Below are 13,408 nucleotides of genomic sequence, written 5' to 3' on the forward strand. Positions count from 1 at the left end.
ATAATCCTGCTGGGCGGAGGGCGGAACCAACAAAAGCTGGTATTTCATACCGCCATGAAGGTGTGGCGACCTATCACGACAAGGCATCCGCCAGCAAGCGCGCGGCCTCATACGACCCTTGAAAGGCTCCAAAGAATACCCGCATGATTCGTCATATTTTGACCGTATCGACCGGAACGCTGTCCTCGCGGATGCTGGGCTTTTTGCGGGATTCCCTGATCGCGGCCCTGCTCGGAGCCGGCGCGGTTGCGGACGCTTTTCTGGTCGCCTTTCAGTTCATCAACGTGACGCGGCGCTCATTCACCGAGGGGGCACTGAACGCGGCGCTGGTGCCAACCTATCTGCGCGTTCGCGAAACCGAGGGCAAAGTGGCTGCAGCCGCGTTTGCGGGGCGGGCGCTTGGCTGCGTGAGCCTGATCCTGATCTGTATCGCGCTTGCCCTGACGCTCTTGATGCCGCTCGTCATCTCGCTCCTGGCGCCGGGATTTGTAGGCGGTGAATCGCTGCAACTCGCCATCAACAACGCCCGGTTGATGATGCCCTACCTCGCGTTTGTCGGCCCCTCCATCGTGATGATCGGAGTTTTGAATGCCGAGCAGCGCTACCTTCTGACGGCCTTCTCGCCGGTGCTGTTCAATATCACGTTGATCGTCGTGCTCGTGGTGCTGTTGGTCTGGCGGCACGATCCGCTGTTTTCAGCGACCGTCATTTCAGGCGCCGTTGGCGTCGCCGGATGTCTGCAAATGCTGATTCTGGTCCAGCGCCGGCCCTGGCGGGAGGGCGTTGCGACGCCTCTGCGGATTTCATTCGATCCGCAGATCCGCGGCTTCCTTCGCAAGGGAATCCCCGGGATGATCGCGAACGCCAGTCCGCAGTTTCTCATCGTCAGCGGCGCGATCATTGCCTCCTCATCGCCTGCAGCGGTCTCGTGGCTTTATTTCGCCAATCGACTGATCGAGCTGCCGCTCGGCATGGTCGGGGTGGCGATGGGAACCGTGCTCGTCCCTGAACTGACCCGCTCCATTCAGGGCGGCGATCGCCAAGCATTGATGCACGCGGAATCCCGCGCACTTGAGCTCGCGGTTGGTCTTGCTTTGCCGGCAACGCTTGGACTGGCGCTTCTGAGCCAGCCGATCATCCGCGTGCTGTTCCAGCATGGCGCGTTCACGGCGGAGGATACCGCCGCCACCGCGCAGGCATTGTCCGTCCTCGCGCTCGGCCTGCCGGCGCACGTTCTGGTGAAGGTGCTGTCCCCTGCCTTCTTCGCCCGGGAGGATACCAAGACGCCGCTGGTCGCCACGATCGCCGGGATGGTGGTGGCCGTGCTGAGCGGGCTGACGTTTGGACATGCCTTCGGGGTCACGGGTGTCGCCGGAAGCATTTCGCTCGGCGCCTGGTTCTGCGCGGCCGTGCTGGGATGGCGCGGCGCCACAACATTCGGATTTTCGATCGATGCGGTGGCTTGGCGGCGCCTGCCGCGCATTGTGGCATGTGCGGCAGCGATGGGAGCGATGCTCTACGTCGCAGAATCCTTTGTCTCGTCCGTCGAGGTCAACGCAAGCTTCGCCGCCAATCTCACCATTCTCGGTGGCCTCGTGGCTGCCGGCGTCTCCTTCTATGGCCTGCTTCTCGACCTGTTCCGGATCGTCAGCTGGGGCGAGGCGATCGAGAGTTTGCGCGATGGTGGCTTGCGCGAGTAAGCCTCGCCCGGCTATTGACGGCGCTGTGGGATGCTTGACGGACAGGAATAACGGTAATGGCAGCGAAAGAACTGGTTTTTTCAGGCGTTCAACCGACGGGCAATCTGCACCTCGGCAACTATCTCGGCGCCATCGTCAATTTCGTCAAACTGCAGAACACGCACAACTGCATCTACTGTGTGGTCGATCTGCACGCGATCACCGTGTGGCAGGATCCCGCCGAACTGACGCGCAACATCCGTGAGGTCACCGCGGCCTTCATCGCCAGCGGCATCGACCCGAAGAAACACATCGTGTTCAACCAGAGCCAGGTGTCGGGCCACGCCGAACTGGCCTGGGTGTTCAATTGCGTTGCCCGCCTCGGCTGGCTCAACCGCATGACCCAATTCAAGGAGAAGGCCGGCAAGGACCGCGAAAACGCGTCGGTCGGACTCTACGCCTATCCGAACCTGATGGCCGCGGACATTCTGGTCTATCGCGCAACCCACGTGCCGGTCGGCGAAGATCAGAAGCAGCATCTGGAATTGGCGCGCGACATCGCGCAAAAATTCAACAACGACTTCGCCGATTCCATCCGCGCCCACAACTTCGATGAGAAGTTCTTCCCGCAGCCGGAGCCGCTGATTACGGGACCGGCGACCCGCGTGATGTCGCTGCGTGACGGTTCGAAGAAAATGTCGAAGTCCGATCCGTCGGATTATTCGCGGATCAATCTGTCCGACGACGCCGATGCCATCGCGCAAAAGGTCCGCAAGGCCAAGACCGATCCGGAGCCGTTGCCGAGTGAGGAAGAAGGCCTGAAGAGCAGGCCGGAGGCGGACAATCTTGTCGGCATTTATGCCGCACTCTCCGGCAAGCCGAAGGCAGACGTGCTGCGCGAGTTCGGCGGCGGCCAGTTTTCCGGCTTCAAATCGACGCTGGTCGATCTTGCCGTCGAAAAGCTCGGCCCGATCGGCGCGGAAATGAAGAAGCTGACACAGGATGCGGCTTACGTGGACTCAGTGCTCATCGACGGCGCAGATCGTGCGCGCGTCATCGCTGAAGACACCATGAACGCCGTGAAAGACATCGTCGGCTTCGTCCGCAAGCGCTGAAACGCATACGACACCGGTCGGCCCAGCGCTCGCAGAACGCTCTGCAACCGCGAATCAACCGCGCGTCAAGGTTTCTTCTCGTCTTGTCGGCATGACCCCACGCATGGCAGCATGATCGCGTGTCCCGATTCCGAAGTTCGCATGGACTTGCGGCTCGTTCAGATGCGAACTTCGGAATCGAAGGGACACGCGCAAAATATGAATCTAGTGCGGTTTTGGATCTGACGTTCGCATGATGGACTCGCGGTTATTGCTGATGCGAACGTAAGATCCACCGCACGAGTTCATCATTCGGGACATGCATGAGCAATCAGCGACGAAGCTACGAACAGGGCCATAAGCCAAAATGTTTGGTCATCGTTGACGACAGCGCCGAAGGCGACCGCGCCGTCTACTATGCCAGCCGTTGGGCCGTGCGGGTCGGTGGCGGTGTGGTCATGCTGCGGGTCATCGACACCGAAGACCGCAATCAGCAATGGCTCGGCGTTGCCGACATCATGCGTGCGGAAGCGGAGGAAACAGCCAACGCCGCGCTCGACCGCGCCTCCGGACGCGCCAACGGCATCGCCGCCATCACGCCCGAACGTGTGATCCGGGAAGGCGCTCCCACCGAACAGATTCTGGATGTGATCAACAAGGACGTCGATATCGCCGTGCTGGTGCTTGCGGCCAGCGTTGGCGCCGAGGGACCCGGCCCGATCATCACCATGCTGGCGAAAACGGCCGGAACCTTTCCGGTTCCCATTGCCATCGTCCCGGGCAACCTCAGCGATAGCGACCTCGACGCCTTGTCCTGAGCCGGGCCAACGGCGCCTGGCGGACACCCCTGCTCCGCGCCCCTTGACCGTGCTTTTTCAGGCGCCATCTGCTAGAGGAACCCTTCACCCACCCCGTTCGCGCCGGCCTTGAACTGGCGATGTGTCGGAGAATCAAATGTTTATCCAGACTGAAGCCACGCCCAACCCTGCGACCCTGAAGTTCATTCCGGGGCGAGCCGTCCTCGACAACGGCACCATGGAATTCACCAGCCGCGAGGCTGCCGCCCGTTCGCCCCTGGCGGAACGGCTGTTCGGCGTCCCCGGCGTGACCGGCGTGTTTTATGGTTCCGACTTCGTCACGGTGACCAAGGACGACAGCGACTGGCAGCATCTCAAGCCGGCAATCCTCGGCGTCATCATGGAATATTACATGTCCGGTGCGCCGCTGCTGGCGGATGGCGACAAGCCCGAAGAAGCCCATGCGGAGGAGTTCTTCGACGCAGCCGATACCGAGACGGTCGACACGATCAAGGATCTGCTCGAGACCCGCATTCGTCCTGCGGTCGCAGGCGACGGCGGCGACATCACGTTCCGCGGTTTCAAGGACGGCATCGTCTATCTCGATATGAAGGGCTCATGCGCCGGCTGCCCGTCGTCCACCGCAACACTCAAGCACGGCATCCAGAACCTGCTGAAGCACTTCATCCCCGACGTGGTTGAAGTCCGGCCGATGTAAGGCGGGCTTACCTTGCGTCAGACATCGCGGCCGGGCATGTCCCGGCCGTTTTTATTCCGGCAATTTTCTGGTCATTCCAAATCAAGCGAAAAGATTTTCAATTCCAGCAATGCTCGGCGGTGCTAGAACTGGTTCCATGTTGATCCTCGCCATAGACACTGCGCTCGATTATTGCGCCGCCGCCGTGCTGGACACCAATACCCAGACCGTGATCGCGCAGGAAACGCAGCCGATGAAGCGCGGCCACGCCGAAGCGCTGATGCCACTCATTGCACGCGTCATGACCGATTCCGGAATCGCCTATCTCGACCTCGACCGTATTGCCGTCACCACCGGCCCCGGCAGCTTTACCGGATTGCGCGTTGGCCTCTCCGCCGCGCGGGGCATCGGACTTGCCGCGGGCAAGCCCGTCGTGGGTTTGACGACGCTATCCGCTTACGTCGCTCCACTGGTCGCGGAAGGACAGGAGCAGCCGATCATGTCAGCGATCGATGCGCGCCACGGCCATGTTTATTTTCAGGTTGTCGCCGGCAATGGCGCGACGCTGATGAAGCCTGCAGTCGCGCCGATCGAGGAAACGTTTGCTGCGGCCCGCTTCGGCACGTTACGCATGGTTGGCAATGCGGCACAATTGCTCGCCGATCTTTGGCCGCACGATCAGATGGGGCCGTCGTCGGTCGATACACAACCCGGCCCGGACATTACCTGGGTGGCATGGCTCGGCGCGGCCGTTGAGCCAGGCGAATCGCCAGCGAAGCCGTTTTATCTGCGGCCGCCCGATGCCAAACCGAAAGCGAGCACACCGCAGGTACAGATCGGGCCGCGAGCCTGACGATGTCACTACTCACCGATGTCCTTAGCCGGATTTTTCCGCGGTTGTTTAAAGCACCCGCACCTGCTGTCGAGATTGCAACCGTGCGCGACGCGCCGCGACTGTCGCAACTGCATCGTGCATCCTTCCACCGCGGCTGGGGCGCTGACGAATTTGAGCAGATCCTGATTGAGCGTAACGCACTTGCCCATCGGCTGCGGCAGGGGCGCACGGTCATCGGCTTCATCGTCTCGCGCATCGCCGCGGACGAGGCCGAGATCCTGTCCGTTGCCATTGCGTCGAATCAGCGCGGGCGCGGCTATTCGCGGGACTTGTTGCGCACGCATCTCGGGCATCTGGCAGGGCAAGGCCTGAAAAAGGTATTTCTCGAAGTGGAAGAAAATAACCGAGCCGCGCGTGCGCTTTATGAACGGGCCGGATTTCGCGTCGTCGGCCGCCGCGAGCGCTACTACAAGGATGCTAGCGGGGAACAATTGAACGCCGTGGTGATGCAACGAGACTTGTCGTAAACTGTACCCAATGGCAAAACAGGCTCCATCCATCCGGAACTGAAACATGACGGCCCTGAAATCCATGCCTGCCGGCACCCATACGGACATTGAAAAGCGCTGCGCCGCAGCGGGTATGCGTATGACCGAGCAGCGGCGCGTTATCGCGCGCGTGTTGGCGGAGTCGCTGGATCATCCCGACGTCGAAGAGCTCTATGCCCGGGCGGTTGCGATCGACGACAAGATTTCGATCTCGACGGTTTATCGCACGGTCAAGCTGTTCGAAGATGCTGGCATCATTGAACGGCACGACTTCCGCGAAGGCCGCGCGCGCTATGAGCAGGTGCCCGACAATCACCACGACCATCTCATCAATCTGCGTGACGGCAAGGTGATCGAATTCACCTCTGAAGAAATCGAGAAGCTGCAGGCCGAGATCGCCCGCAAGCTTGGCTTCAAGCTGGTCGATCATCGGCTGGAGCTGTATTGCGTGCCGCTGGAAGACGACAAGACTTGAGTCAGTCCAACGCCGACAGTCCCTACGACCTGATCATCTTCGATTGCGACGGCGTTCTCGTCGATAGCGAGGTCATATCCTGCCGCGTGCATGCCGAAGTCCTGACGCGTCACGGTTATCCGATCACCGCTGAACAGGTGCGCGAGCGTTTCCTTGGCCGCTCCGCCCGCGATAGCAACCTCGACGTCGAGCGAGAGCTGGGCCGCCCACTGCCGGAGGCTTACGATTCCGAGCGCCGCCAACTGTTGCTGGAAGCACTCGCCGAGGCGGCCGAGGCTATTCCTCACATCCATGACGCACTCGATGCGATCGATGCGCGGATGTGCGTGGCATCGAGCGGCGCGCATGAAAAAATTTTCACCACGCTGTCGCGTGCCGGTCTCTATACGCGCTTCGCGCCCCACATCTTCTCCGCGTCGCAGGTCAAGAAGAGCAAGCCTGCGCCGGACCTGTTCCTGTTTGCGGCGGGTCAAATGAAGGTTGAACCGGCGCGCTGTTTCGTGATCGAGGACAGTGTCTCGGGGGTCACCGCGGCACGCGCCGCTGGAATGACGGTCATCGGCTTCGTCGGCGGCGGCCACTGCCGTCCGGGGGATGAGGCCAATTTGCAGACGGCGGGAGCGACGGTGGTCATAGACGATATGCGGGCCCTCCCCGGCCTGCTCGCGCGAGCGGCCCCGCCGCATATGCAGGCAGCCGCCCCGATTTGAGACGGTCGAAATAGGCCAGATAGCTGGATTCTGGCGCCTTTTACCTATATTTGAGGCGCCAACGGGATGGCGGAAGCCACCAATCACAAGGTTTCGATGAACACGCCGCGAAAGCTGCACATCAAGTCATACGGCTGTCAGATGAATGTCTACGATGCACAACGCATGGTGGACACGCTGGCGCCGGAAGGATTCGTGGAAACGTCGAGCGTCGATGACGCCGACCTCGTGATTTTGAATACCTGCCACATCCGCGAAAAGGCCTCCGAGAAGGTCTATTCGGAGCTTGGACGGCTGCGCACAGCCAAAGATGAAGCTGCGCGCCAAGGCCGCGAGATGCGGATCGCCGTTGCCGGCTGCGTCGCGCAGGCAGAAGGCAATGAGATCATCAACCGGGCCCCTGTCGTTGACGTCGTTGTTGGCCCGCAGAGCTATCATCATTTGCCGCAGCTTTTGGCAAAGGCGAAAGCCGAGGGCCGCGCCGTTGAGACCGAATTTCCTGTCGAGGATAAATTCGCGGCACTTCCCGATCCCAAGCCGGCGGCGATTCGGGCCCGTGGGATTTCGTCCTTCGTCACGGTGCAGGAAGGCTGCGACAAGTTCTGCACGTTTTGCGTGGTGCCCTACACCCGCGGCATGGAAGTCTCACGCCCGGTCGCGCGTATCATCGAGGACGTGCAACGGCTCGCAGACAACGGCGTGCGTGAGATCACGCTGATCGGCCAGAACGTCAACGCGTTTCACGGTGACGGCGAGGACGGCGCGACCTGGTCGCTCGGCCGATTGCTGCATCGCCTTGCTGCAATCCCCGGCATCGCCCGATTGCGCTATTCAACCAGCCATCCCCGGGATGTTGACGAGGCATTGATCGAGGCTCACCGCGATATTCCCGCCGTGATGCCATTCGTTCATTTGCCGGTTCAGTCAGGTTCCGATCGCATTCTCGAAGCCATGAACCGCAAGCATACCGCGATGGACTATCGTCGCACCATCGACCGGTTCCGCAAGGTCCGCGAGGACATCGCCTTTTCGTCGGATTTTATTGTCGGTTTCCCCGGCGAAACCGAAGACGACTTTTCAGCCACACTCGCGCTGGTCACACAAATCAGCTACGCTGGTGCGTATTCTTTCAAGTATTCGCCCCGGCCCGGAACGCCGGCGGCGGACATGCAGGAGATGGTCACGGCAAGCGTGATGGATGAGCGATTGGCGCGACTCCAGGCATTGATCGACAGCCAGCAGGCTGCGTTTAACGCAGCTTCGATCGGCAAGACGGTTGATGTGCTGTTTGAGCGAGCGGCCCGTAACCCCGGTCAGCTCGTCGGCCGCACGGCCTATCTGCAGCCCGCACACGTCATGGCCTCCCCGGACATTATCGGCAAGGTCTTGCCGGTCTCCATCGAAAGTCTCGAGCGCTACAGCCTGATCGGCGCGCTCGCATCGTCTCCCAATCCCTCGCTGCAAGCCGTCCCGTCCGCCATGACCACCGGAGCCTGAACCCTTGCCAAAAAGCGCATCGGATTCGCCGACCCTCGCCCCTGGCCGCAAGCACGACCGAGACATTCCACTGACGCATGAAACCCAGATCGTCGTTGCGTTCGACGACAACACGGCCGCCTCTGCGCTGGTCGGCCCCTACGGCCAAAATCTGGCATTGATCGAACGCCGCCTCGGCGTTGTGGCGGATTCCCGCGGCAACCACATCACCATCGCCGGAACGCGGGATGCATGCGACGGCGCACGACGCGTCCTTGAAATGCTCTATGAGCAGGCGACACGCAATCACGATGTGGCGCAGGGCGACGTGGAGGGCGCGATCCGCGCCGTCATCGCGCAAGGATCGCTGTTCGAGTTCGACAAAGGCTTCGAATCCAAGTTGGAGGAGCCAAAAGCCGCGAAGCCTCAGTTCGAAGAACTCAATTTGCGCAAGCGGCCAGTGCGTGCCCGGACAGCTGCGCAAGACTCTTATATTCGCGCGTTGAAGCGTCATGAGTTGGTGTTCGGCATCGGCCCTGCGGGTACCGGTAAAACGTGGTTGGCAGTGGCGCGGGCGTGTCAGCTGTTCGAGCGCAAGGAAGTCGACCGGATCATCCTGTCACGTCCGGCGGTCGAAGCCGGCGAGCGGCTCGGCTTCCTGCCGGGCGACATGCGCGAAAAAGTCGATCCTTATCTGCGACCGATCTATGATGCGCTCTATGACCTGATGGACGCGCGCATTGTCGAACGCGGTTTGCAAAGCGGCGAGATCGAGATTGCGCCGCTGGCATTCATGCGCGGCCGCACGTTGACAAACGCCGCGATTATTCTGGACGAGGCGCAAAACACCACATCGATGCAGATGAAGATGTTTCTGACGCGTCTTGGCGAGAACAGCCGCATGATTATCACGGGAGACCCGAGCCAGGTCGACCTTCCCAATGGCCAGCCCTCAGGCCTCGCGGAAGCCACGAAGCTCCTTGCCGGTGTCGAAGGGATCGCACAGGTGCACTTCACCGCCCAGGACGTCATCCGCCATGAACTGGTGGCGCGGATCGTTGCCGCTTACGAGGGCGCTCCGAAACAGGCCGCCCCTGGCAAACCTTGATGCATCATGCACGGATGCTTATGACATAAACCGTGTGGACGATAGAAAACCATCACCCATGACCCCCGACGGCTACCCCGCGACCGAAATTCTCGTCACCGCCGACTGCTGGCAGCGCGAAACAGAGGCGGAAACGACCATTCATCGCGCCATCGAGGCGGCGTCCGCCATGGTCGATGCGGATACCGCGGACGCCGAACTTGCAATTATGCTGACGGACGATGCCGGCATCCGCACGCTGAACAAGAATTGGCGCAACATCGACAAGCCGACCAACGTGTTGTCGTTTCCAGCACTGCAGCCAGCCGGCCCATCTCGTGATGACGATGCGCCGCGCATGCTCGGCGACATCGCCATTGCATATGAGACGACGCGCGCTGAAGCCGACGCTGAACACAAGCTGTTCGACCATCATCTCAGCCATCTGGCCATCCACGGCTTTCTGCATCTGGTCGGCTACGATCACGAAAACGACGACGACGCTGAGGTCATGGAAGACCTCGAGCGGAATATTCTCGCGCAGCTCGGTATTCCCGATCCCTATGCGCACGACGATCAGGTGAAATAGGTGCCCGACCCGGACAGTAGTCATACCGAAACCCAGCGGCCCAGCAGCAATTTGCCGGTGCCGGTGCAACACGGTGAAGTCTTACGGCCGTCCTCCGAGATGTGGCTGATGCGTGCGCTGCGCACGTTGTTCGGCTGGAAGGCCGGATCGGCACGTGCGGATCTCCAGGTTGTTCTCGATGCGACGGCGCCTGATGAAACGGGATTTTCGACCATCGAGCGCACCATGCTGCGCAATATCCTCGCGCTGCACGAGCGACGCATCGCCGATGTCATGGTGCCGCGCGCCGACATCGTTGGCGTCAAGCGCAACATTTCGCTCGGCGAATTGATGACCACGTTCGAGAGCGCGGGCCATTCCCGGCTTGTGGTTTACGACGACACGCTCGACGAGCCGGAAGGCATTGTCCATATCCGTGATCTGCTCGCCTTCATCACCGCAAAGGCCAAGGTTGCCGACGAGATCAATGCCAAACGCAAAAAGCCGTTTCCGGCGGGACTCGATCTGCGTGCCGTCGACCTGCGCATGTCGCTGATTGACGCGAACATCATGCGCAAGCTGCTCTATGTTCCGCCGTCGATGCCCGCCATCGATCTTCTGGCGCAGATGCAGGCCACCCGGATTCATCTGGCTCTGGTCGTGGATGAATACGGCGGTACTGACGGACTGGTGTCGATCGAAGACATCGTCGAACAGGTGGTCGGCGAAATCGACGACGAGCACGATGGCGATGAACCGCCATCGGTAGTCCGGCAGGGCGACGGCTCCTTCATCGCGGACGCTCGCGCGGGCCTTGACGACGTCAAGTCGGTGGTCGGCGAGCAGTTCGACACCGGCGAAGCGGGCGAGGACGTCGATACGCTGGGCGGTTATCTCGTGACGCAGGTTGGCCGCCTGCCGATCAGGGGCGAGATCATCTCCGGCCCCGGTGAATTCGAAATCGAAGTGCTCGACGCCGATCCACGGCGGGTCAAGCGTGTGCGGATCGGCACGCGCAAGGATCGCTCAAATTCGCGCCTTCGTGAAAGGCGCCGGGAAGCTGCAGCGGATTCCGCGAACACGCCTCCACCCGACACAAACTCTTCGCCCTCCGGCGACACTGCGGGTACTCCATGACATCTCTGCGCGCGTTCATCGCAGGTATCATCCTGTCGTGGGGCTGGCGCCGCGCCGCCATCGCGTTCGTCGCCGGCGCAGTGTCCGCGCTCGCCGTTGCGCCGTTCAATGCATGGCCTGTCCTTTTCATTACGATTCCCGTTACGGTCTGGCTGATCGATGGCGCCGGTGCGGGACGCCTCGGAGGCATTCCAGCCGCTGCTGCCAGCGGTTGGTGGTTCGGCTTCGGATATTTCGTCGCAGGCCTCTACTGGGTCGGCTACGCATTTCTCGTCGACGCACAGACATTCGCCTGGCTGCTGCCGATTGCCGTGATGGGGTTGCCTGCGCTGCTGGCACTGTTCATGGCTTTTGGCTTTGCGCTTGCCCGCCTGATCTGGACCAAGGATGGAACGCGCGTCCTTGCGCTCGCATGCGCTCTCACCGTCAGTGAATGGCTGCGTGGGCACCTCCTGACGGGCTTCCCATGGAACACCCTCGGCTACGCGCTGACTGAGCCGCTTGCGCTGGCGCAGAGTGCCGCGCTGATCGGCCTCTGGGGATTGACGTTTGTCACGGTGGCGATCTTCGCGAGTCCTGCGGTCTTGTTCGATGACCGCAGCAACACGTCCCGGCCATGGCTGCCGCTAAGCGCGTCGCTTGTGCTGCTCGCGGTCATGGGCGCTTACGGGACGGCGAGGCTCTCCAGCAAACCCACCCGGCTCGTCAAGGACGTCAAGCTACGTCTCATGCAGCCGAATCTGCAGCAGGATGTGAAGTTCAATTACTCCGCCAAGCAGATGGTGATGGATAAATATCTGTCGCTGTCGGATCGCTCGACGGGACCGCAAACGACTGGCGTCAAAGACGCAACGATTTTGATCTGGCCGGAATCGGCGTTTCCGTTTTTCCTGTCACGCGAAGCCGACGCCATGGCGCAGATCGCAAACTTCCTGCCCCCGAGTACGGTCTTGGTCACCGGCGGAATCCGCCCACCCGATCAACCTCCCGAATCCAGGATCACGCGCGCCTACAATTCGATTTACGTCATTGATCACGACGGCACGATCTTGTCGGTCTATGACAAGCTTCATCTCGTGCCGTTCGGCGAGTATCTGCCGTTCCAAAGCGTGCTGGAAAAACTCGGTCTCCAGCAGCTGACAAAAATGCGCGGCGGCTTTATTCCCGGCGACCGTCGGCGATCCATGGCGATCCCCAATGCGCCGCGCATGCTGCCGTTGATTTGCTACGAGGCTATTTTTCCGGGCGATGTGGTCCCCGGCGATGATCGGCCGGGCTGGATCGTCAATCTGACGAACGACGGCTGGTTCGGAATTTCGACGGGGCCCTATCAGCACCTCCAGCAGACGCGCATGCGCGCGATCGAGGAAGGCCTCCCGATCGTCCGCTCAGCGAACACCGGTATCTCGGCGGTCATCGACCCGGTCGGCCGGATCATCGGCCATCTCGATCTTGGAACCGAAGGTGTTTTGGATTCCGGACTTCCTGCCGCGATATCGCCTACATTGTACTCACAAGTGCAGGATATTCCTGCCGCAATCGTGATCGCGCTGTCCGCGATCGTGGTTATCCGCCGGCGTGCGAAGCAAAGTGCGTGAGGCGCCTTAAACTTCTTCCAAGTTTGCTTGCGTTTCTGCACTATCATGGGCTGTTCCCTTCCTGACAAAAGGGTTTCAGGTATGATAGTGCGGAACCTAGGTAAGTCGGGCGCCTAATAGCTGAAATTTTCACCATTCCGTCACAACTATTTGACGGCCTCGCGGCGAAAGGCGTAATCCGGTTCTATCATTCCAACAATGGTAATACTGGTATTGTGTATGCAGCGATGGCGCGGAGCTTCTAGATGACAACCAAGGCGCCCAATCCTGTCGATAAATATGTAGGTAGCCGCGTTCGGATGCGGCGGATCATGCTTGGCATGAGCCAGGAAAAACTCGGCGAAGCGCTGGGTTTAACCTTCCAGCAAGTCCAGAAATACGAGAAGGGTACGAACCGTATCGGTGCAAGCCGCCTCCAGCAGATCTCCGACATCCTGCAGGTGCCGGTGTCCTTTTTGTTTGAGGGCGGGCCGGCTGGTCCCAACGCACCGACGGGAATGAGCGAAGCGTCATCGCCCGCTTATGTTTCCGACTTCCTCGCAACGTCGGAAGGGCTGGCTCTCACCCGTGCGTTCACGCGCATTACGGATGCCAAGCTTCGCCGCAGCATCGTGGATCTGGTCGAGCAGATGGCTTCGCGCGAACAAGCGGACCATCCCTGATCATCGCCACAGCTTCTCGATGACTGATGCTTGCTTGACGGGCGA

General features: G+C 60.9%; 14 protein-coding genes. All 14 read left to right on the forward strand.

The window, feature by feature from the left end; translation table 11 throughout:
- Positions 1–143: 143 nt before the first annotated feature.
- The 14 genes from murJ to ACP0KA_RS10195 all read left to right on the forward strand — a co-directional run bounded on the left by murJ (position 144) and on the right by ACP0KA_RS10195 (position 13,363).
- The gene (gene murJ, locus ACP0KA_RS10130) at positions 144–1,700 is read left to right on the forward strand and encodes a murein biosynthesis integral membrane protein MurJ (protein ID WP_424628665.1); all 1,557 of its coding nucleotides are present in this window, start codon (positions 144–146) and stop codon (positions 1,698–1,700) included.
- 56 nt (positions 1,701–1,756) lie between these two features.
- On the forward strand, positions 1,757–2,794 hold the full coding sequence (gene trpS / locus ACP0KA_RS10135) for a tryptophan--tRNA ligase (protein WP_424628666.1): 1,038 nt from the start codon (positions 1,757–1,759) through the stop codon (positions 2,792–2,794).
- Between the two features lie 302 nt (positions 2,795–3,096).
- The gene (locus ACP0KA_RS10140; protein ID WP_424628667.1) at positions 3,097–3,591 is read left to right on the forward strand and encodes a universal stress protein; all 495 of its coding nucleotides are present in this window, start codon (positions 3,097–3,099) and stop codon (positions 3,589–3,591) included.
- Positions 3,592–3,727: 136 nt separating this feature from the next.
- The gene (locus ACP0KA_RS10145) at positions 3,728–4,288 is read left to right on the forward strand and encodes a NifU family protein (RefSeq protein WP_424628668.1); all 561 of its coding nucleotides are present in this window, start codon (positions 3,728–3,730) and stop codon (positions 4,286–4,288) included.
- Between the two features lie 136 nt (positions 4,289–4,424).
- Positions 4,425–5,120, forward strand: a complete 696-nt coding sequence (gene tsaB, locus ACP0KA_RS10150; protein WP_424628669.1) for a tRNA (adenosine(37)-N6)-threonylcarbamoyltransferase complex dimerization subunit type 1 TsaB — start codon at positions 4,425–4,427, stop codon at positions 5,118–5,120.
- Between the two features lie 2 nt (positions 5,121–5,122).
- Positions 5,123–5,629, forward strand: a complete 507-nt coding sequence (gene rimI, locus ACP0KA_RS10155; protein ID WP_424628670.1) for a ribosomal protein S18-alanine N-acetyltransferase — start codon at positions 5,123–5,125, stop codon at positions 5,627–5,629.
- Positions 5,630–5,675: 46 nt separating this feature from the next.
- Positions 5,676–6,125, forward strand: a complete 450-nt coding sequence (locus ACP0KA_RS10160; RefSeq protein ID WP_424628671.1) for a Fur family transcriptional regulator — start codon at positions 5,676–5,678, stop codon at positions 6,123–6,125.
- The gene (locus tag ACP0KA_RS10165) at positions 6,122–6,835 is read left to right on the forward strand and encodes an HAD family hydrolase (RefSeq protein WP_424628672.1); all 714 of its coding nucleotides are present in this window, start codon (positions 6,122–6,124) and stop codon (positions 6,833–6,835) included. The genes ACP0KA_RS10160 and ACP0KA_RS10165 overlap by 4 nt, the downstream gene beginning before the upstream one ends.
- Positions 6,836–6,931: 96 nt before the next feature.
- On the forward strand, positions 6,932–8,332 hold the full coding sequence (gene miaB / locus ACP0KA_RS10170) for a tRNA (N6-isopentenyl adenosine(37)-C2)-methylthiotransferase MiaB (protein ID WP_424631551.1): 1,401 nt from the start codon (positions 6,932–6,934) through the stop codon (positions 8,330–8,332).
- Positions 8,333–8,336: 4 nt separating this feature from the next.
- Positions 8,337–9,419 (forward strand): PhoH family protein, encoded by a 1,083-nt coding sequence (locus tag ACP0KA_RS10175; protein WP_424628673.1) that lies wholly within the window; start codon positions 8,337–8,339, stop codon positions 9,417–9,419.
- Positions 9,420–9,477: 58 nt separating this feature from the next.
- Positions 9,478–9,987, forward strand: coding sequence for an rRNA maturation RNase YbeY (ybeY, locus tag ACP0KA_RS10180; protein ID WP_424628674.1), 510 nt, complete (start codon positions 9,478–9,480; stop codon positions 9,985–9,987).
- Positions 9,988–11,103 carry a hemolysin family protein gene (locus ACP0KA_RS10185; RefSeq protein ID WP_424628675.1) on the forward strand — a complete coding sequence of 372 codons (1,116 nt, stop codon included), beginning with the start codon at positions 9,988–9,990 and terminating at the stop codon, positions 11,101–11,103.
- Positions 11,100–12,701 (forward strand): apolipoprotein N-acyltransferase, encoded by a 1,602-nt coding sequence (gene lnt, locus ACP0KA_RS10190; RefSeq protein WP_424628676.1) that lies wholly within the window; start codon positions 11,100–11,102, stop codon positions 12,699–12,701. Before ACP0KA_RS10185 ends, lnt begins: the two co-directional genes overlap by 4 nt.
- A gap of 245 nt (positions 12,702–12,946) precedes the next feature.
- Positions 12,947–13,363 carry a helix-turn-helix domain-containing protein gene (locus tag ACP0KA_RS10195; protein WP_424628677.1) on the forward strand — a complete coding sequence of 139 codons (417 nt, stop codon included), beginning with the start codon at positions 12,947–12,949 and terminating at the stop codon, positions 13,361–13,363.
- Positions 13,364–13,408 lie beyond the last annotated feature (45 nt).

Source organism: Bradyrhizobium sp. SYSU BS000235 (assembly GCF_049747295.1).
GTDB lineage: Bacteria > Pseudomonadota > Alphaproteobacteria > Rhizobiales > Xanthobacteraceae > Afipia.

Coding starts and splice junctions, on each gene's coding strand:
- ACP0KA_RS10140 (WP_424628667.1), top strand. CDS start 3,097: ATGAGCAATCAGCGACGAAGCTACGAACAGGGCCATAAGCCAAAATGT.
- ACP0KA_RS10145 (WP_424628668.1), top strand. CDS start 3,728: ATGTTTATCCAGACTGAAGCCACGCCCAACCCTGCGACCCTGAAGTTC.
- lnt (WP_424628676.1), top strand. CDS start 11,100: ATGACATCTCTGCGCGCGTTCATCGCAGGTATCATCCTGTCGTGGGGC.
- miaB (WP_424631551.1), top strand. CDS start 6,932: ATGAACACGCCGCGAAAGCTGCACATCAAGTCATACGGCTGTCAGATG.
- ACP0KA_RS10195 (WP_424628677.1), top strand. CDS start 12,947: ATGACAACCAAGGCGCCCAATCCTGTCGATAAATATGTAGGTAGCCGC.
- rimI (WP_424628670.1), top strand. CDS start 5,123: ATGTCACTACTCACCGATGTCCTTAGCCGGATTTTTCCGCGGTTGTTT.
- murJ (WP_424628665.1), top strand. CDS start 144: ATGATTCGTCATATTTTGACCGTATCGACCGGAACGCTGTCCTCGCGG.
- trpS (WP_424628666.1), top strand. CDS start 1,757: ATGGCAGCGAAAGAACTGGTTTTTTCAGGCGTTCAACCGACGGGCAAT.
- ybeY (WP_424628674.1), top strand. CDS start 9,478: ATGACCCCCGACGGCTACCCCGCGACCGAAATTCTCGTCACCGCCGAC.
- tsaB (WP_424628669.1), top strand. CDS start 4,425: ATGTTGATCCTCGCCATAGACACTGCGCTCGATTATTGCGCCGCCGCC.
- ACP0KA_RS10160 (WP_424628671.1), top strand. CDS start 5,676: ATGACGGCCCTGAAATCCATGCCTGCCGGCACCCATACGGACATTGAA.